The sequence below is a fragment of the Bifidobacterium asteroides genome, from assembly GCF_003202695.1.
GTDB lineage: Bacteria > Actinomycetota > Actinomycetes > Actinomycetales > Bifidobacteriaceae > Bombiscardovia > Bombiscardovia asteroides_G.
In genome coordinates this window covers 163,605-182,237 of the sequence record NZ_QGLL01000001.1, presented here as the reverse complement: position 1 = coordinate 182,237, position 18,633 = coordinate 163,605, and the positions used below count along the sequence as shown (strand labels likewise).

At 54.3% G+C, this 18,633-nt stretch carries 16 protein-coding genes; 6 read left to right on the top strand and 10 right to left on the bottom strand.

Translation table 11 applies throughout. The features are described 5' to 3' along the window. Window positions 1-18 precede the first annotated feature (18 nt). The 3 genes from DKK75_RS00655 to dnaK all read right to left on the bottom strand — a co-directional run bounded on the left by DKK75_RS00655 (window position 19) and on the right by dnaK (window position 3,811). Window positions 19-1,020 (bottom strand): DnaJ C-terminal domain-containing protein, encoded by a 1,002-nt coding sequence (locus DKK75_RS00655; RefSeq protein WP_110451546.1) that lies wholly within the window; start codon window positions 1,018-1,020, stop codon window positions 19-21. Window positions 1,021-1,164: 144 nt separating this feature from the next. Then, window positions 1,165-1,911: a nucleotide exchange factor GrpE gene (gene grpE, locus DKK75_RS00650; RefSeq protein ID WP_110451545.1), complete on the bottom strand. Its 747-nt coding sequence runs from the start codon at window positions 1,909-1,911 to the stop codon at window positions 1,165-1,167. A gap of 1 nt (window position 1,912) precedes the next feature. Then, window positions 1,913-3,811, bottom strand: coding sequence for a molecular chaperone DnaK (dnaK, locus tag DKK75_RS00645; RefSeq protein WP_110451544.1), 1,899 nt, complete (start codon window positions 3,809-3,811; stop codon window positions 1,913-1,915). Window positions 3,812-4,231: 420 nt separating this feature from the next. Here dnaK and DKK75_RS00640 point away from each other — a divergent pair, with 420 nt between their 5' ends. Next, on the top strand, window positions 4,232-5,992 hold the full coding sequence (locus DKK75_RS00640; RefSeq protein ID WP_110451543.1) for a glycoside hydrolase family 13 protein: 1,761 nt from the start codon (window positions 4,232-4,234) through the stop codon (window positions 5,990-5,992). A 157-nt stretch (window positions 5,993-6,149) separates the two neighbouring features. Here DKK75_RS00640 and DKK75_RS00635 read toward each other — a convergent pair whose 3' ends face one another. Then, window positions 6,150-6,752 (bottom strand): YesL family protein, encoded by a 603-nt coding sequence (locus tag DKK75_RS00635; protein WP_110451542.1) that lies wholly within the window; start codon window positions 6,750-6,752, stop codon window positions 6,150-6,152. A 227-nt stretch (window positions 6,753-6,979) separates the two neighbouring features. Between DKK75_RS00635 and DKK75_RS00630 the strand changes: the two genes are divergently transcribed. Beyond that, window positions 6,980-7,978 carry a LacI family DNA-binding transcriptional regulator gene (locus tag DKK75_RS00630; RefSeq protein ID WP_258333092.1) on the top strand — a complete coding sequence of 333 codons (999 nt, stop codon included), beginning with the start codon at window positions 6,980-6,982 and terminating at the stop codon, window positions 7,976-7,978. A gap of 165 nt (window positions 7,979-8,143) precedes the next feature. Continuing rightward, window positions 8,144-10,651 carry a glycoside hydrolase family 31 protein gene (locus DKK75_RS00625; protein ID WP_110451540.1) on the top strand — a complete coding sequence of 836 codons (2,508 nt, stop codon included), beginning with the start codon at window positions 8,144-8,146 and terminating at the stop codon, window positions 10,649-10,651. 225 nt (window positions 10,652-10,876) lie between these two features. Here DKK75_RS00625 and DKK75_RS00620 read toward each other — a convergent pair whose 3' ends face one another. The 3 genes from DKK75_RS00620 to DKK75_RS00610 form a co-directional block, all read right to left on the bottom strand. Further along, window positions 10,877-12,217 carry an ABC transporter substrate-binding protein gene (locus DKK75_RS00620; protein ID WP_110451539.1) on the bottom strand — a complete coding sequence of 447 codons (1,341 nt, stop codon included), beginning with the start codon at window positions 12,215-12,217 and terminating at the stop codon, window positions 10,877-10,879. Between the two features lie 175 nt (window positions 12,218-12,392). After that, window positions 12,393-13,229, bottom strand: a complete 837-nt coding sequence (locus DKK75_RS00615; RefSeq protein WP_110451538.1) for a carbohydrate ABC transporter permease — start codon at window positions 13,227-13,229, stop codon at window positions 12,393-12,395. Further along, window positions 13,226-14,080: a carbohydrate ABC transporter permease gene (locus tag DKK75_RS00610; protein WP_110451537.1), complete on the bottom strand. Its 855-nt coding sequence runs from the start codon at window positions 14,078-14,080 to the stop codon at window positions 13,226-13,228. The genes DKK75_RS00615 and DKK75_RS00610 overlap by 4 nt, the downstream gene beginning before the upstream one ends. A 321-nt stretch (window positions 14,081-14,401) precedes the next feature. On the opposite strand from DKK75_RS00610, the gene DKK75_RS00605 reads away from it, so the two are divergent. Further along, window positions 14,402-14,644 (top strand): hypothetical protein, encoded by a 243-nt coding sequence (locus DKK75_RS00605; protein ID WP_146208591.1) that lies wholly within the window; start codon window positions 14,402-14,404, stop codon window positions 14,642-14,644. Window positions 14,645-14,779: 135 nt separating this feature from the next. Here the strand turns inward: DKK75_RS00605 and DKK75_RS00600 are convergent, their stop codons facing one another. Next, window positions 14,780-15,481: a histidine phosphatase family protein gene (locus DKK75_RS00600; protein WP_110451769.1), complete on the bottom strand. Its 702-nt coding sequence runs from the start codon at window positions 15,479-15,481 to the stop codon at window positions 14,780-14,782. Between the two features lie 70 nt (window positions 15,482-15,551). Between DKK75_RS00600 and DKK75_RS00595 the strand changes: the two genes are divergently transcribed. Continuing rightward, window positions 15,552-15,908, top strand: coding sequence for a DUF4235 domain-containing protein (locus DKK75_RS00595; RefSeq protein ID WP_181414378.1), 357 nt, complete (start codon window positions 15,552-15,554; stop codon window positions 15,906-15,908). 210 nt (window positions 15,909-16,118) lie between these two features. Next, the gene (locus tag DKK75_RS00590; protein WP_110451534.1) at window positions 16,119-16,964 is read left to right on the top strand and encodes a nitroreductase family protein; all 846 of its coding nucleotides are present in this window, start codon (window positions 16,119-16,121) and stop codon (window positions 16,962-16,964) included. A gap of 31 nt (window positions 16,965-16,995) precedes the next feature. On the opposite strand, the gene DKK75_RS00585 is transcribed toward DKK75_RS00590, so the two are convergent. Both DKK75_RS00585 and DKK75_RS00580 read right to left on the bottom strand, forming a co-directional pair. Then, the gene (locus DKK75_RS00585; protein WP_110451533.1) at window positions 16,996-17,247 is read right to left on the bottom strand and encodes a hypothetical protein; all 252 of its coding nucleotides are present in this window, start codon (window positions 17,245-17,247) and stop codon (window positions 16,996-16,998) included. A gap of 42 nt (window positions 17,248-17,289) precedes the next feature. Beyond that, the gene (locus tag DKK75_RS00580; protein ID WP_110451532.1) at window positions 17,290-18,228 is read right to left on the bottom strand and encodes an aldo/keto reductase; all 939 of its coding nucleotides are present in this window, start codon (window positions 18,226-18,228) and stop codon (window positions 17,290-17,292) included. Window positions 18,229-18,633: the final 405 nt, after the last annotated feature.

Below are 18,633 nucleotides of genomic sequence, written 5' to 3'. Positions count from 1 at the left end.
GATCCGGCAGCCGGATCGTCATATCTTCATACGTTCCTCGGCGATCTGCTCATCGAAGTCGCCGCTGGACTTGGCAAAATCTCGCATGGCCTTCTTCTGGGCCATGCCTAGCCGACCGGGCATACGGATCTCAAGGCGCCCCACCAGGTCGCCCTTGCCGCGCCGGTCCTGAACCCCCTTGTCGGCAATGCGAATCTCATCGCCGCTAGAGGAGCCAGCCGGAATCTTGAAGGTGACGACCTGGTCGTCGATATCCCGGGCCTGGACCTTGGCCCCCAAGGCCGCCTCGGATACCGTAACCGGCAGGGTCATGACAAGGTCTTTATCCTTCATGGTGAACCGTTGGCTGGGCTGGACGCTGATCTGCAGATAGAGATCGCCATGAGCGCCTCCGTCCCTGCCGGGCCGACCCTTGCCAGCCAGCCTGATCCGCTGACCGTTGCGAACACCAGCAGGGATATGCGTCTTGAAGCGCTTGCCGCCCACGCTCAGGGAGACCGTGGCCCCCTTGACCGCCTGACGGAAGGACAAGCCAATTTGCGAGTTGCGGTCCTCGCCCTTGACAGGCTTGGGTCTGGCCTCCTGGTAAGCGGTCCGTCCGCCGCCGGCCCCGCCACCGAAGGAGGAGAAGATGTCGGCGAAGTCCGGCTGTCCCGAACCACCGCCAAAACGTATCCGGGTGCCTCCAGGCGCTCCAGCACCTCCGAACATGGAACCGAAGATGTCAGAGAATGCATCGGTGTTGAAGCCGCCCTGGCCGGAGCCGCCGGCGAACCGGGCTCCCCCCATGCCGAACTGGCGGATGGCATCGTACTTCTGACGCTGCTCCTTGTTGCTGAGCACGTCGTAGGCCTCGGAGATATCCTTGAACTTCTCCTCGGCCTCCTTGGTCTTATTGAGATCGGGATGGTATTTGCGGGCAAGCTTGCGGTAGGCCTTGGTGATCTCCGCTTCGCTGGCGTCCTTGGAGACACCAAGGACCTTGTAATAGTCCTTGCTCAGCCATTCATTCTCAGCCATCCATGTCTCCTTTCCTCATAAGCAACGAATATATCGAATTGAACCGCCCTTTCGCATGCGGCGGCTGGGTGGGTATGGTCCCGCCCGCCGCCGCATGCGAAGGCGTCGATTCAGCCTGCGGAAGATCCGCAATCACCGTTTCCGCTACTGCCCGGGCGAGGTCACCACTACCCTTGCAGCCCGGATCACCCGGTCGCCGATCCGATAGCCCGCCTCGACCACCGTGTCAACGGTCTCCTTCTTGGCCTCGGGATCCGGCTTGTGCAGGATGGCCTCATGCTTGGTGGGATCGAAGTCCTCGCCTTTTTCGCCGAACTTCTCGACGCCGAACTTCTCGAAGGTCTTGTCGATCTTCTTGGCCACGGCCTGGAAGGAGTCGTCCATCTGCCCGTGCTCCTTGATCCGGTCAATGTCATCAAGGGCCGGAAGAAGGGCGGTCAGCACATCCACGATGCCATGCTGGCGGAAGATGTCCTGCTCCTTCTTGGCACGGTTACGGAAGTTGACGAACTCGGCCCGCTCACGCTGGAGAGCCTCCAGATAATCGGCGGCCTCCTTCTTGGCCTGTCCCAAAGGGGTCAGCCCACCCGATCCCTGGTCGTGACCATCTTCTTCGGCCGAGTCGGAACCAGCATGGTCATTCGCCTCCGTGGCATTGGCATCAGCCTGAGCATCGACTGACGACTCCTCTTTGGCGGAGGAATCCGACGAGGCCTGGCCATCCGCATGACGGGTGTCTGCAGCGCCCTTGTCAGCGTGACTGCCTCGAGCCGTCTCCTGGTCGGGTGTCGAGGCGGCGTCAGAGGCCTTGGCCTCGTTTCCGTCCGATTCGCCGGGAGCAACCGGGTCGCCCTTCAGCGGCCCGGCATCATCCTTGTCGAAGGCCGACATGTCACTCGCCGTCCTTCTTCTTGTCATCATCGTCCACAACCTCGGCATCCACCACGTCGTCATCGGCGGACGAGGAGGAATCTGCACCCGAGGCAGCTCCAGCGGCACCTGCAGCGCCCTGGGCGCCTGCGGCCTCCCCGGTGCCCTGCTGCGCGTAGAGGGCCTGGCCGATCTTCTGGGCAGAGGTCATCAGCTCGCTCTGGGCGTTCTTGATCTTGTCCATGTCCTCGCCCTTCAGAGCACCCTTGAGAGCGTTGACCTTGTCGGTGACCTCCTTGGCCACCTCGTCGGAGATCTTGTCCTTGTTGTCGTTGACCAGCTTCTCGGTCTGGTAGGCGGCGGACTCGGCGGCGTTACGGGTGTCGGCGTCCTCACGACGCTGCTTGTCCTCAGCCTCGTGGGCCTCGGCCTCCTTGACCATGCGGTCGATCTCGTCCTTGGGCAGGGCTGAACCGCCGGTGATGGTCATGGACTGCTCCTTGCCGGTGCCCTTGTCCTTGGCGGAGACGTGCACGATGCCGTTGGCGTCGATGTCGAAGGTGACCTCGATCTGAGGAACGCCGCGCGGAGCCGGAGCGATGCCCGTCAGTTCGAAGGTTCCCAGGGGCTTGTTGTCACGGGCGAACTCGCGCTCACCTTGATAGACCTGAATCAGCACGGAGGGCTGGTTGTCCTCAGCTGTCGAGAAGACTTCGGACCGCTTGGTGGGGATGGCGGTATTGCGGTCGATCAGCTTGGTCATGATGCCGCCCTTGGTCTCGATGCCCAGAGAAAGCGGGGTCACGTCGATCAGCAGCACGTCCTTGCGGTCGCCCTTGATGACGCCGGACTGCACGGCAGCGCCGACGGCCACGACCTCATCGGGGTTGACGGTCTGGTTGGCTTCCTTGCCGCCGGTCAGTTCCTTGACCAGGTCCTTGACAGCGGGCATACGGGTGGAGCCGCCGACCAGCACCACGTGATCGATGTCCTGAACCGAAATGCCGGCATCGTGCAGCACGTTGTTGAAAGGCGTGCGGCAGCGGCCCAGCAGGTCGGAGGTCATCTCTTCGAAATGCGCGCGGGTCAGGGTCTCGTCCAAGTGGACTGGAGTCCCGTCGGGGGTCATGGCCAGGTACTGCATGGAGATGCTGGTGGACGAGGAGGAGCTCAGCTCCTTCTTGGCCTGCTCGGCGGCCTCCTTGAGCCGCTGCAGGGCGATCTTGTCCTTGGACAGATCCACGTTGTACTTGTTCTTGACCTCGCTGACCAGCCAGTCGATGATCTTCTGGTCCCAGTCGTCGCCGCCCAGCTTGTTGTCGCCATTGGTGGCCTGGACCTGGATGGTGGAGAAGCCGTCGTCATCCTTGCCGATCTCCAGCAGGGAGACATCGAAGGTGCCGCCTCCCAGATCGAAGACCAGGATGCGCTCATCCTCCTTGCCCTTCTCCAGACCGTAGGCCAGTGCCGCGGCAGTGGGCTCGTTGATGATGCGCAGGACGTTCAGGCCGGCGATCTTGCCGGCATCCTTGGTGGCCTGACGCTGAGCGTCATTGAAGTAAGCGGGGCAGGTGATGACCGCGTCAGTGACGGGTTCGCCCAGGTAGGACTCGGCATCCCTCTTGAGCTTCATAAGAATCTGGGCCGAAATCTCCTGAGGGGTCCACTTCTTGCCGTCGATCTCGACGGACCAGTCAGTGCCCATGTGACGCTTGACCGAGCTGATGGTCCGGTCAACGTTGGTGACTGCCTGCCGCTTGGCTACCTCGCCGACCAGAATCTCGCCGGACTTGCTGAACGCCACCACCGACGGCGTGGTCCGCGCGCCCTCAGCGTTGACGATTACTGTGGGCTCCCCGCCCTCCAGGGTTGCAATGCAGGAATTGGTGGTTCCCAGATCAATGCCAACTGCACGTGCCATACTCGTTACCTCCTGATGAAATTGGGCGTGGGGTCTGACCCCGCACCTCATCGTTCACGTTCTCCGCTCGCGCTTCGTTCGTGGTCCCGATGGCCGACTCCCGTCGGCCCGGGTAAGCAGCCACCATGACCACTCCGAAACTTGAGCCTACATCACTCAACTTCTTCTGGCAAATATTATTCCCATTCCGGAAGGACTGATTTTACGAGAAGCGTTTTACTCTATAATCAATATGCAAACGTATGCATAAAATAAAGGTATTACACAACATTTTGCTTAAGATATGAGCATTTCAGATAGAAAATCGCATGTATATCAAAGGTATTTTATCTTCAAGTTGTACTGACCTGTTTGCTATCGTTATCAATATTAGTCAATTGCCGACTGGGTTGGTGAATATATTCAGAAAGGATGCCCCTTATGACAACCAATAACTTGAGCGATGACTGGTGGAAGCAGGCGGTTGTGTACCAGGTTTACCCTCGCAGCTTCAAAGACGTTGACGGAGACGGAATCGGAAACCTCAGCGGCGTGACCGAAAAAATGAGCTACCTGCAGGGGCTGGGCATCGATGCCATCTGGCTCTCGCCTTTCTACCCGTCAGATCTGGCCGATGGCGGCTATGACGTCATTGATTATGAAAACGTCGATCCGAGGCTAGGCACCATGGAGGATTTCGATGCCATGGTTGAAGCGGCCCACCAGGCTGGCCTCAAGATCATGGTGGATATCGTGCCGAACCATACTTCCAACAAGCATAAGTGGTTCCAACAGGCGCTGAAAGCCCGCCCCGGATCGGCCGAGCGTGATCGATACATATTCCGCAAGGGACGAGGCGAAAAAGGGGAACTCCCTCCCAATAACTGGATGTCTCTTTTTGGCGGCCCCGCCTGGGAACAGGTTGAAGACGGGCAATGGTATCTGCACATCTTCGCCAAGGAGCAGCCGGATCTCAATTGGAAGAACCGCGATGTTCACGAGGAGTTCAAAAACATCTTCCGCTTCTGGTCCGACCATGGCGCCGACGGGTTCCGTATCGATGTTGCGCATGGACTGGCCAAGGATCTTGACAGTAAGCCTCTGTCCGAACTCGACGCCTGGCCGGTGCAGCAGCAATCAGCCAGCCACAATTACGAGCATCCGCTCTGGGACAGGCCTGAGGTGCATGACATATACAAGGAATGGCGGCAGGTCTTCAATGAGTACAATCCTCATCGCTTCGCCGTAGGAGAAGCATGGGTAGTGCCGGAGCACCAGCACCTTTATGCCTCTGAGGATGAACTGGGACAGGTCTTCAACTTTGAATTCGCCAAGGCCGACTGGAATTGCCAAGCGTTTTCAGCGGCAATCAAGGGGGGTCTGGAAGAGGCCAAGGAATCCGGATCCACGACTACATGGGTCATGAACAACCATGACATTATCCGTTCCGCCACACGGTATGCGCTTCCCCAGGCGGAGGACCTCGATACTCAGCAACTGGGAAAGGACTGGCTGCTCCGAAACGGTCAGACTTATAAGGAAAACCGCGCTGTCGGCAATCGACGCGCACGTGCAGGCTTCCTTATGGAGGCGGCTCTGCCAGGATCCCTCTACATTTATCAGGGAGAGGAGCTTGGCCTCTTTGAAGTCGCTGATATTCCATGGGAACGATTGGAAGATCCGACCGCCTTCAGATCAAGTCGGGAATTCACTGAAAAAGGGCGAGACGGATGCAGGGTTCCCTTGCCTTGGAATGCGGAGGATACGCCGGAACCAGCTGAATGGAACGAAAACTTCGGGCAGGGCGCCTCGTTCGGCTTTTCTCCTAAAACCAAGGCTGACGGCACCATTGCCGATGATCCCCATCTTCCCCAACCCCTATGGTTCAAGAAATTCGCAGTTGATGTCGAATGCCGCGATAAGAGCTCAATGCTCAATCTGTACCGCACGGCAATCAGACTGAGAGCTCAGCTTCTGACAGCTACGGGCAGCCAGACCATAGAATCTATTGATCAAAACCAAGGTGTGCTGACTTATACGCGCTCGGCGCTTCTTGACGGCAAGCCCGCTCATCTGGTGTGCATAACCAACTTCTCACTGCAACCGGTGGACGTCCCTGAAGGCCGTGTCATCCTCACCTCGGAGCCTCTGGTCGAAGGTAAAATTCCAACAGATACCAGCATCTGGCTCGTCAAAGCCTAAGGGAGACCCTTAAACTGAAAGATGCGCCGCTGCCAATTGACCGAGATTCATCTGGATGGCGGCGCTTCGCTTCGAAAATCGCCTTTATTTTTCAAACCTCATATCGGTTTCGCTGTTCTCCATACACGCTCTGGCTGGGCTGAAGCACCTCAGCCAGCTACGCCTGTTCATACTTGACGAGCACCTTCTCGGTAAGAGGAACATGAAGCATTGTGATGAGGCCAAACCCCAGAATCAGGAGCAGGATCAAGCCTTGGGGCATGAAGAGCCAGGAAGCCGCCACGAGACCGAAATAAACAACATCAATCAGCATCATGGCTATGGTCTCGCCTAGATAGGCAAACCCGAAAACCAAGGAATTGAACAAGGTACGCCCCACAGAATTAGCGAACTTGGCCTGCAAGGGCCAGACCCAATCAAAAGCGACAATCCAGACGATGCTTAACCCGAATTTGGGAATGAGCAGAGGCGTGATCTGCAGAAATATCCAAGAAGCAACCAGGATCGCCAGAAGCGGGCCGAAAACGAGCCATAAAAGGGTGGACTGAAGAAAATTCTCCTTGAACGCTCTGAAGTAGTTGACCGTGACCTTTCCCTGGCCTTGCAGCGAGCGTCGTGAAGCAAGCTGAGCCGCAGTCAGGGCTGCTCCAATGGTGATTATCGGAATAGAGGTTATCAGCATCAGGACATTGATCCAGATGGCATCGACCAGATCGGACAGGCCTCGCATCAATTTTGAATCAGGTGACAGGAACTCCATCCCACTCCTTGCCTGGTCATGCTTAATGCCGCAAGATATGCAACGTTTTCATACTACAGCCCAGTGTGCTGCAACATCAATCCGTCGGACGCACTGACAGCAGTACGGCAAGCGACTCCTTTCCATAAATCGTTGCTCTGTTGCACAGATCGTGAACTAACATTTACTTGTATCAGTATTTTCAGGCACACAAAATGAGGCACGATATGACTGTCAAAATACAGAATGTGGCAGATGCAGCAGGGGTCTCCGTATCAACTGTTTCTAGAACGTTTGCAAGACCTGATCTGGTTGCCAAGAGCACCAAGGCCAAAGTCATGCAAGCTGCCCGCACCTTGAATTTTCGCATATCACGATCCGCAACAGCCCTGAAATCAGGTCAATCCCTGAGAATCGCCGTGCTTACCAACGACCCGACAACCGAGTGGTTCAATTCGCAAATTCTTGCTGGACTGGATTCCGTGTTCCACACCGCCGGCTATGACATATCTATTTACCGGATCTCCAACGGCGAATCCCGCAAGGTTTTTTTCGAGGAGCTTCCCATGCGGCGCAACGTCGATGCCGTTATCGTCTGCTCATTCAACATCGTCAGAGAAGAAGTGGCCAAGCTAAGCGAGATGAATGTTCCTGTCATCGGCATCAATACGCCGCATGAGCAGGGGTTCAACGCCACTGTTTCCATTGATGATGCCGAAGCGGTAAAATCAGGTGTAGAGCATCTTATATCCCTCGGTCATCGTCACATCGCCTACGTGACTGTGCTTAACGAGTCGAAGAACCTGCACTTCAGCTCTGAAGCCAGGAAAAAAGCTTTTCTTGAATCCTGCAGATCCAGTAGCGAATCAATCAGCCCCTACGTGCTTGAGGTCGACCCTGGGCAGGATCTGACCAGCACTATTCTGGGTCGTCTTACTTCTGATGCCAGGTCATGCACAGCGGCTTTCTTCGAAAGCGACCGAGCTGCCATACCTGTGCTCTTTCGTTTAAGACAATATGGCATCAAGGTCCCCGACGATTTTTCCATACTTGGTTTTGATGACAGTCTTTACGCTGACGAGATCGGCCTATCGACACTGCACCAAGACCCTTTCATCAACGGACAGTCTGCAGCCAAAAAGACGATGGCGCTAATCGAAGGCGATCCGTTGGAAGAACCGTACGAAAAACCGCCTGTCCGCCTCTTGCTTCGCGAGACCACAACAGTCTGCAAAAAGCGTTCATGACAATTGACGCCCATTCTTGTCAGTGAGAAGACGACTTATATAGCAAACGTTAGCATTATATCTACCAATTATGCCTAATTAAAGCCTTACTATGCTATGAATATGTTTGCATAGTATGCTGAGAGATGACAGATATATACAACCTGCTGAGCAAAGGAGCATTGCATGTCACGTCGTTCGTCCTTCCATCCCCTGATGGATCCCGATTCGACTATCACCGGACAGCATTGGCGGATAGGTATCATCACTGATTCCCTACTGCGACTTGAATGGTCTGATTCCGGTAACTTCGAAGATGAGATGACCCAAATAGTCGTGAACCGCAATTGGGATGCCAAGCCTCATTACACTTCCACCGTCGAAGGCGACAGACTGATTGTGGATACCGCCACGATGCATCTGGTATACGACAAAAAGCCTTTCAGCAAGGAGGGGCTGAGCGTAACCGTCAAAAACGTTCCTATCACGCACAACAACACCTGGCATTATCAGGACGCTCAGGAAGGCAACCTACTTGGTACCAGACGAACCCTTGATGGAGTCAATGGCGAGGCACCGCTCGATCCAGGAGTCGTCTCCTTCGACGGGTGGGCCATACTCGATGATTCCAGGAGCAATGAAGTCATCCCCCGTACGCAATCGTCGGAATCCTCAACGAGTCCATTTGGCACAATCCGCCCAAGGTCCAACGCCAATGTCGACCTGTACGTATTCGGATACGGACATCAATACAAGCAGGCTGTCCAGGATTTCTACCGGCTATGCGGCCCAACGCCTCTAATCCCGCGTTTCGCTCTAGGCAATTGGTGGAGCAGATATTATCCATACTCGGCGGATGAATATCTCGAACTTATGGATCGATTTAACGCCGAGGGCATCCCGTTTGCAGTCGGAGTGCTCGACATGGACTGGCACCTGACGGATATTGATTCCAAGTACGGATCCGGTTGGACCGGGTACACATGGAATCAGGAGCTCTTCCCCGACCATGCCGGTTTCCTGAAAGAGCTCCATAAACGAAACATTCGAACAACCTTGAACGTACACCCACGAGATGGCATCCGGCCTTTCGAGCAGGGCTACGCCAAGGCCGCCAAGTCGATGGGGCTGGACCCCAAAAACGAGAAGACCATCGATTTCGACCTGACCGATCCCGACTTTGTTCACGCCTATCTTGATTTGCATCATGACCTCGAAGATGAGGGCGTCGATTTCTGGTGGCTGGATTGGCAACAGGGTGGGGTAACGAGGCAAAAAGGTCTGGATCCCTTATGGATTCTCAATTATCTGCATTACCTTGACTCCTCGCGCAGAGGAACCCGAGCTCTGACCTTCTCAAGATATGCGGGACCCGGTTCACACAGATATCCTATCGGCTTCTCTGGCGATACGGTCATTTCGTGGAAATCGCTCAACTTCCAGCCATACTTCACTGCAACGGCCAGCAACATCGGATATGGGTGGTGGAGCCACGATATAGGCGGGCACATGTTCGGCTACCGTGATGAGGAACTCGAAGCTCGCTGGTATCAGCTGGGGGTTTTCAGCCCCATCAACCGGCTTCATTCGACAGATTCGAGTTTCAACAGCAAGGAGCCTTGGAATTATCACCCTGAAATCATGCAATCGATGATACGGGCACTGCGGCTTAGGCACCGTCTAATTCCTTATCTGTACACCATGAACTGGAGAGCCGCCATCGAGGGGCTGCCCATCGCGGAGCCGATGTATTGGGATAATCCAGAAGCCTCAGCCGCTTACAAGGTCAAGAATCAGTATATGTTCGGCAGCGAACTCTTGGTCTCGCCCATCACTGAGCCACAGAGCCATGATGTACAGAAGGCCCACACTGATGTCTGGTTCCCCCAAGGAACATGGTTCGATTTCTTTGATGGCGCGAAGTATGAGGCCGGGTCGGCACAAGGCCGATACATGCAGGTCTGGCGCGGACTGGATCGCATGCCGGTCTTTGCCAAAGCGGGAGCGATCGTCCCCATGCAAAAGCTGCAGACGGATGACGGCAGCATCAACGACACCGACAATCCGGCTGATCTGGATATCCTGGTCTTCCCAGGCGCCAGCAACCACTTCACCATGCTTGAAGACTCCGGATGCGAAAATCCGCAAGCATCCGATGTCGCGTCTACGTCAATTACTTCGTCATGGTCGGATGAAGACGGTGAATTGACAGAGCTGAGCATAGCAGGCGCCCAAGGGAATCTTGCGGCATTGCCGGCCGAACGTAACTGGACCATCAGGTTCAGGGGCGTCGCTAAAGGCACATGCAGGGTGACGGTTGACGGCAATGATCGCGCAGCTGCAATCGACTACGACGAGACAACCGAGACGCTGTCCATCTCTGTGAAGAAGATTCCCGCAGCATCAACCATATGCATTCTTCCCTCCAAGGACAGGCCCGTCATCGTGGCTTCCAAATCGGTAGTGAGCGAGTCATTCGCCGTACTGCGTGATGCTCAAATCGCTTATACCACCTTAGAGGAAGCCTATTGCATCATCAAAGCCGAAAAAGACGGTTCCCTGGCTTCGCTCATGTCGGTAGGCGAAGTAGACAAGATCTCGGGGCGCGACCAAGAAACCGGAGCCAGCCCGCTGATACCGCAAGCCGTGCTTAGCGCCCTTACCGAGGTGTTGACTCGGGCTCAGCAATCGTAAACCCAACCCATACAAACGAATGGTGCCTGCCCAATAAAATTGGGCAGGCACCATTTTTACATCCTCCCCTGTCCGGCTTCAACCATGCACTAGCGGAACTGGGCAAGCAGACGGGCAATAACCCACAGCTGTTCTCACACCGCTGAAGAAGCACTAGAGGCGGATAGACAGGCTCAGCGGTGCCACGCAGCCCGGTAGGCTCTGCGAGACACCGTCATTCAGGCCTTACTGCTTGTAGACCAGGTTATATTCCTTGGCCCAATCGTCGCTGAACACTTTTTGAACGGCATCCCAGTCACCCGTTCCTTGTGCATAATTTAGCATTGCGTTTCCCAGATCCTTCTGCCATTGGTGGGAGGGCGTCACTGCACAGACGCCGTACACGTCGTACTTTCCTTCCTTTTTCAGCTTCGTATATTCGGTATAGATCGGATTCTTGGGAGCGTACTTCTTGTCAGAGAACGTCTTGAACGGCGTAAGGAAGCCCATGTCCTGAGAAATGGAAGTCCTGGCAGCATCAGAGGTAATCAACCAATCAATGAATTTCTTGGTTGCTTTCTGGTTGGCTTTTGGAGCCTTGGAATTCACAACCCAATAATTGCTGGTGACAGTATTCAGACCCTGCTCCTCTTCTCCTTTCACATCGAGATAGATAGGCAAAACACCGATATCTGAATCCTCGACGCTCTGGCCGGAGATGTCGGTATATGACCAGGTGCCGCTCTGGAGGAACAACGCCTCTCCAAGAGCAAACTCAGAAGTGGCGTCTGACATGGATTTACCCGAAATGGCCGACACGGGAACGGTCGAATCATGAATATACAGATCCCAGATCTTCTTCATGTTCGGTGCGTAGGTGCCTTTCACAGCGGGAACGGTCGTGTTCATATCCCAGTTGTTGTCCTTGTATTCGTAGAAAAGAGGGCCACTGGGCAGATGATAATTAAATCGGTACCCCGATGTATCGTCCATGCCTGCTGAAGTGAAGGCTCCCTTGATGCCGAGGTCATCCTTATGCTTCTGTACTTCATCGGCAACGGTCTTCAACGCTTCGAAATTGTTGAGTTTGGACACAGACTTCACGCTTGCCCACGATGACTTGAAGTACTTGTTCAGAATTGACTTGTTGTAGATCAGCCCGTATGCATCAATGGCAAAGGGAAGCGCCACCGGCTTGTCATCAGCCTTCAGAGCCAACTTGCTGTCAGTAAGCTCCTTGTACCCCTTGGTGTCGGAAAGATCGGTGCCGTACTTTTTCCACTGCTCAAGATTCGGCGGACCATCCACCTGAAACATGGTCGGTGCATCACTCTTGGCAATCTCTGATCGAAGCGTCTCATCGTAATTGGGACTCGTCGTGATTTTTGTCTCGATCCCTGTCTCCTTCTGGAACTGCTTGGCAAGTTTCTCCCAGTACTTGGCATGTTCCGGTTTCTTATTGAGGTAATAGACCTTGCCGTCTGCATTTTTATCGGATGATCCGCTGCCAGAGCCGCAGGCGGTCGTCATGCCTACGCACAACGATGCAGCGACGGCAGTGATGATGATTTGCCGAACTTTTTGCATTGTTCTTTCCTATCTTTCTTTTTCAGTCGCTATTACGACTTGGTTTTCATGACAGCTTCAGCAGCCATTCAGGAATGTGAAGGCCTGCGCGATACGCTTCTGACGATCAGAGGACTGCGACCACGCCGAGCCTGCAGATACAACGGGGGGAAGCAAGGGCTGGCTTTCTGACAGGTCAGCCCTTTACCGCACCAGCTAAAACACCCTTGATGATGTACTTCTGACAGAGCAGATAGAAGAGAAGGATTGGGATGATAGCCAAGACCAGACAGGCCATCATGGCGCCCATGTCTACACTGCCATAGCCGCCTCTGAGGTATTGGATGGCAATACTCATCGTTTTGTATTTGCTTATATCAAGAGTCAGATACGGAAGCAGGAAGTCGTTCCAAATCCACATTGCCTCAAGGATGGCAACCGAAATTATGGATGGTCTCATTATAGGGACAACGATACTGAAGAAGATCCGCGGAACGCTGGCCCCATCAATCATGGCTGACTCTTCAAGCTCCTTGGGAATCCCTTTTACCACTCCCGTAAACATGAAGACAGCTAACCCCGCTCCAAAACCCAAATAGATGAACCACAATCCCCAAGGCGTATTGAACCCGAGCATGTCAGCCAGTTTGGAGAGTGTGAACATCACCATTTGGAACGGCACGATCATGTTCAGCAGAAACAGCGTATATAAGGTTTTAGCAGCCCAGTTGTTCACTCGGACGATCCACCAGGCACACATTGAGGTACAAACAAGAATCAATAAGACAGCGCCCACAGTGACCACAATGGTCCAGCCGAAGCTTACGAACAAATTGGTCTGCTCGATTCCTGTGCGATAATTCTCCAAGCCGACAAAAGCTCTGCCCTTGGGTATGGAGAAAGCATTTCTGGAGATATAGGCTTTTTGCTTAAAGGAATTGATGAATACCAGAACAATGGGGAAAATCCAAACCAAGGAGATGGCGGCAAACAGGAGGGTCCATAGCCAGTTATGTTTGTTCTGCGCTTTCATGCCTCTACCTCCCGGCTGGTCGTGATCTTGTTTTGCACCAATGCAATGACTGCCACGATCAAGAAGAAGACCACTGCCTTTGCCTGCCCGATGCCTTCAAAGCCCGCACGGCCATAGAAGGTTCTGTAAATATTCAATGCAAGCAGCTCAGAACTATTGGACGGGGCGCCATTGGTCAGTGCCAGATTCTGATCGAACATCTTGAACCCGTTGGTAACCGTCAAAAAAGTGCAAACGGTAATAGAAGGCATCATCAACGGGATAATGACCTTGGAAAGGGTCTGCCATCTGTTGGCGCCATCAACAGCTGCCGCCTCGATTAAATCGCCAGGCAGGGTCTGTATGCCAGCGATGTAGATGATCATCATATAGCCGATTTGCTGCCAGCAAACGAGAAGAACCATCCCCCAGAATCCATATGTTCCAGAGAAAGTGATCGACTTGCCCCACGTCTGCAGAACTCCATTAAGCAGGAGCAGCCAAATATAGCCCAGAACAATGCCGCCAATAAGATTAGGCATGAAAAAGACGGATCTGAATAGGTTGGATCCTTTAATGCCGCGCGTCAGCATATAGGCAATCGCGAAAGAAGCGACATTAACAACAACCGTTGTGACAATGGTAAAAAGCACCGTATACCAAAGTGCATGAATAAAGTCAGGGTCGCTGAAGACTGCTGCATAGTTCCTCAGGCCAACCCACTGAGAATCGGTTACGGTGCTGAATCTGGTAAAGCTTAAATACACGCCCATCAGGAATGGAACTATAAAACCTATGATGAAAGCGATAAAAGTAGGCAAGGCAAATAGCGCCCACCATCTCTTGACTGCTTTCCCGGCCATTGAAATCATTCTTAGCCATACTCCTCATTGAGATATGAATCAGTTTCTCTAAATCGTCCAAATACTGCTGACCGAAGTCAACAGGTCAGAGCTGCTAAGGAATATATCTTCACAGATCCGCGCAGGGCGATTGGCAAGAATTAAAAGTCGCATGAACTTCCGTGCACACAATTTTCAATGCTTCTTCGATACTGATATTGTCATCTAGATACGAAAAACCGACAGTCTAGATCAGCATGTTTCAACGAACATACACATCCGCCAGAATCCCATAACCTTTGAATCCGACCACCTACATATCAGGCCTTTCTTTTGGGAGCAGCCAAACAGGTGTCTGAACCTGCCTGCTGCCTTTTCGCTTCATCAATTTCATTATGCATGAAAATGCCAAAAAAGCAAACGATGGCATTTTATAAAATCGCTTATTACAGAGAAAATATCCTTCTCACAAAAGGCAAAATAGAAATTATAGTAGAACGTTTGCAAATGCAAGAAACAAGGGACTCTATGAACATGCAGCCGGTATTCGCGTTTGAACAGCAAGCGCTGAATAATAATGGACTTCGTGCATGACCAAACTGCTTATGATTCAAGCAACATCGCCTGCGATCAATACATAACACAGCATCTCAAGAGGTGGGGAGCTATATCAGTTCAAGCGCAAGAGAGCAATCCACATGGCGGTCAGCGACTCCTGAACATGCTGATTCAAACATTCCATTGCTTGAGAACACGTTGATTCTGGTAGATGCTTAGAACACCATAGTGAGCTGTATCCATACGCAAAAGCTGAGCCTTGTTCGGATCCAGATCCAGCCACTGGGTAACCAGAATGCGCAAAACATGCGCATGGGCAACTAGAAGAACGTGCCCGCCAGCACGGACAACCGGCTCGATCTGATCAACAACCTTACGTGCGCGACGGGCCACTTGATTGAGGGTTTCCCCCTCTGTGACATGGACCTTGATATGCTCGCCAGAGGGCAGTTCAGTCTCCCAGTCCTGGACCGGGCAGCGGCGCAAGGCCTGGGGGCCGTCGGCCCAAAGACGCCAACCCCTCCTCATTGCTGTACTTACCTGCGCCGGTCGGCGCCCTTCAGCGCGGCCATAATCCCACTCCATGATCTCAGGCATATCAGTAAGCTGATTAAATCCAGCCAAATGAGCCGTTTCCTGGGCTCTCTGAAGGGGACTGGAAAAAATAAATTCGGGATCGAATCCCTCTGGAAAAGCACTTGCCAAACGCTCGCCTGCTGCCTTTGCCTGGTTCCTGCCCTCAGCAGTCAGAGGAAGATTCGTCCTGCCGGTGTACTGACCCGTTTCGCTCCACGCGGTCTGCCCGTGACGTAGAAGTACGGCATATCCATTGTCAGAGGCATCCTTGCCTGATGCAAACGCTGCAAGTACCATGGCCATGATTTTATCATGCACGAGTGAGCGGCATTAGGGCTGGGGACCGTGGAATAATGGCCATATGGACATGGCAAAACAGGAACTGGGCAATCAGGCCGACCAATTGGTCAGCGCATTCAGTCGAATAGATGAAAAGGTGAGTCAAATGCGTTCTTCAGTCGAATCTGATCCTGAGACTCTTATGGACAAGGCGTTGAAGTTCGCGCTCCCCAGCATCGCAGGGCTGGTGGCCGGCAAGCTCTTCCAAGCGTTCTGGGGCAGCCTGGTACGCAAGCGCAATGGTGGCATGGACACCGAAGAGAGCGATCAAGAGAGCGCAACGGCGGGGCTGCTCTTTGCAGTGCTTTCTGCAGCTGTGACAACGCTTGCTTCTGGTCTGATTGAACGCGGGTCACAGGCCCTGATCGACAGACGCCATAAGTAGGCAGCGCTAACCAGGCTGCCGCAAATCTGCCCGCCAAACACATACGAAAGCAGGTGCACGGGCGGCTCCCGCGATTGGGCGCATCGTCCTCCAATCAGAGCAGAGCCACTAGGAATACTTGCGCTCAATTGGATTTATGTCACTATTCTCAGAGCAAGATTATCTTCTCAGTTCTTGTGTCCACCTGCCTACAATGGTCACAATGACACCATGACTATTGCAATTCAATCCCCCGGTGAAGCCGGGAAGGGCGGTCAATCCGCCGAATCCGAGAGCACCGTCTCCAACCAGACCATCAGCACGCTGCTTAACCGCCGGACTATCCGCGCCTTTACCAATGAGGCAATAGACCCTGACACGGTTGCCATTCTGGAGGAGACGGCCCAACATGCCGCCACTAGCCGGTACTTCAATGAATGGTCCGCCATCCGCATCACCGATTCCGACAAGGCACGGGCCATCGCCGACATGGCGCATCAAGGTTACGTGTCCCAGGCACCCCTTCTCTATATCTTCCTCGCAGACCAGCGCCGCAATGCTGACCTGGCCCGACAAGAAGGCGTCGATATCGATGCTGACTCGTTCATACTCAATACAGGGTATGCCTTCCTGCAATCCCAGAATGACGCCGTGCTCGCCCTGCATGCCATGGAGACGGCCGCCGACTCACTGGGCCTGGGGGCCGTCATACTGGGCAGCGTCGTCAACGACGTAGAAGGACTGATCAATCTGCTTGACCTGCCCCGCCTGGTCTACCCGGTGTTGGGCCTGGCCATTGGCCATCCCGACCAGAATCCGTTCATGAAGCCCCGCATGCCCCGACCCGCGCAGATATTCATCAACTCCTATGGCCAGTCCGACAGGCCCGGTGAGGCGAATCAGGCCCTCAAGGACTTTGACGAAACGGTCAGACTCTACTACCGGGATCTACGCCACATGGACGCCCCGCGCAAGTCCTTTAGTCAGATCATCGCCGACAAGTCCTGCAGTCCCAAAGACGGCCATGAACCCATGCTCCCATCCATCCAGGCACAGGGCTTCGATATGAGTCGATGACCGGCCAGCATCATCGCGGTCGGAAGCTTCCTCATTTCATATGCCTGGGCTTATACCCCTTCTTCCGCGAGTGCGGTTTCAACTGCTGGTTGAAGGGCACCCGGGCATATGAACCCGGCTCATGGCTGGTCAGGTGCCAGGCACCGCAATACTGGCAGCGGTACACCCAGAGCCGGGCACCCCGCTCCATCAGACTTTGATCAGCAGCCCGCAATGCTTTCGCCTTGTCGTGATACATGATTTTCGAGGTGCTGGCACATCGTTTGGGAGTGAAATAATGCATGGAATACCTTGATGCTGAACCTCTTGACCTGCTGGAATCGCCTTAAGGGAGGTCGTTCCCGGCAGACAGGTAGAGATCGTACCACTCCTGGGCGGTCAGTTCCACGTCGGCTCCGGCAGCCATCTCGGTAATACGGGAGGGCGTCATGGACCCCAGCAGAACCTGCATGCCGGCAGGATGACGAAGAATCCAAGCCACAGCGATGGCGCTCTTGCTGACACCGTACTTCCTGGCCACCTTCTCCAGGCAGTCATTCAGCTCCGGGAACTTGGGGTTGTCAATGAAGACCCCCTCGAAGAACCCCGTCTGGAAGGGACTCCATGCCTGGATGGTCATCTGTTTCAGCCGGGAGAAGGAGATCAGCCCCCCATCATGGTCCAGGCTGGGCCCGTCAATCATATTGACATGGAATTCCTGCTGGATCATGCCGGTATGCCCCAGCCCGAACTGAATCTGGTTGACGTCTAGTCTCTGACTGACTCCGCTCTGGAGGAGCTCGACCTGCATGGGATTGACGTTGCTGACACCGAAGTGGCGAACCTTCCCCGCGGTCTGCATTGTGTTGAAGGCCTCCGCCAGCTGGTCCAACTCGACCAAGGTATCCGGCCTATGCAGGAGCACGTAATCGACGTAATCCGTCTGGAGGTTCTCCAGCTCCTGATCAACAGCCGCAATCAGGTGCTTGGCAGAGAAGTCATACCTCGTGATTTCATCGCTGTCCAGATCACGGAAGATGCCGACCTTGGTCTGGATGCCGATACTGGACCTGTCAACGCCGAGATCCTTCAGGGCCCGACCTAGCACCCTGCTGCTCTCGCCGTTGTGATAGCAATCGGCCGTATCGAAATAATCGATGCCCGCCTTCAGGGCCGTCTGCACAATCTCGGCGGCCTCTTCGGGCGACTTGACATTAATCCGCATGGCTCCCAGGGCTACGCGAGAGGCTTTTACGCCCGAGACCCCAATATTCATATATTTCATGTTTTTCCTTAGAAATCCAATTGATGCAATCCTATCGTCGCACCCCTACGATTCGCGCTCATCAGTGTTGTGTCTACGCCTCAGGACAACCGCAACAGCGATCGCTGCGCCGGCCATAAGCAAAGCCAGGGTGATCAGAATGGCAGGACGGACTGAAGCGCCGGTTGCGCTGAGGACCGTATTCCCGGTGTCCGATGAAGAATTGGCTGACTCCTTCCGACCATGACCTGGACGACAAGGCTGATGGGTGCGCCAGAGGTATGGCCTACACCGCCATCCGCGGCCAAAGGCTCCTCTCGCAGCTCCAGAAGACCTGCGCCCAGGTTGGCCAAAAGCCTGGTCAGCTTCGGTCTGCAGAGCATCAGGATCGCCGATGCCCCGTTCCGCATTGGCAAGCGCAGTCCC

Coding starts and splice junctions, on each gene's coding strand:
- grpE (WP_110451545.1), bottom strand. CDS start 1,911: ATGTCGGCCTTCGACAAGGATGATGCCGGGCCGCTGAAGGGCGACCCG.
- DKK75_RS00635 (WP_110451542.1), bottom strand. CDS start 6,752: ATGGAGTTCCTGTCACCTGATTCAAAATTGATGCGAGGCCTGTCCGAT.
- DKK75_RS00595 (WP_181414378.1), top strand. CDS start 15,552: ATGGCAAAACAGGAACTGGGCAATCAGGCCGACCAATTGGTCAGCGCA.
- DKK75_RS00580 (WP_110451532.1), bottom strand. CDS start 18,228: ATGAAATATATGAATATTGGGGTCTCGGGCGTAAAAGCCTCTCGCGTA.
- DKK75_RS00655 (WP_110451546.1), bottom strand. CDS start 1,020: ATGGCTGAGAATGAATGGCTGAGCAAGGACTATTACAAGGTCCTTGGT.
- DKK75_RS00625 (WP_110451540.1), top strand. CDS start 8,144: ATGTCACGTCGTTCGTCCTTCCATCCCCTGATGGATCCCGATTCGACT.
- dnaK (WP_110451544.1), bottom strand. CDS start 3,811: ATGGCACGTGCAGTTGGCATTGATCTGGGAACCACCAATTCCTGCATT.
- DKK75_RS00620 (WP_110451539.1), bottom strand. CDS start 12,217: ATGCAAAAAGTTCGGCAAATCATCATCACTGCCGTCGCTGCATCGTTG.
- DKK75_RS00640 (WP_110451543.1), top strand. CDS start 4,232: ATGACAACCAATAACTTGAGCGATGACTGGTGGAAGCAGGCGGTTGTG.
- DKK75_RS00585 (WP_110451533.1), bottom strand. CDS start 17,247: ATGCATTATTTCACTCCCAAACGATGTGCCAGCACCTCGAAAATCATG.
- DKK75_RS00590 (WP_110451534.1), top strand. CDS start 16,119: ATGACTATTGCAATTCAATCCCCCGGTGAAGCCGGGAAGGGCGGTCAA.
- DKK75_RS00610 (WP_110451537.1), bottom strand. CDS start 14,080: ATGATTTCAATGGCCGGGAAAGCAGTCAAGAGATGGTGGGCGCTATTT.
- DKK75_RS00600 (WP_110451769.1), bottom strand. CDS start 15,481: ATGGTACTTGCAGCGTTTGCATCAGGCAAGGATGCCTCTGACAATGGA.
- DKK75_RS00615 (WP_110451538.1), bottom strand. CDS start 13,229: ATGAAAGCGCAGAACAAACATAACTGGCTATGGACCCTCCTGTTTGCC.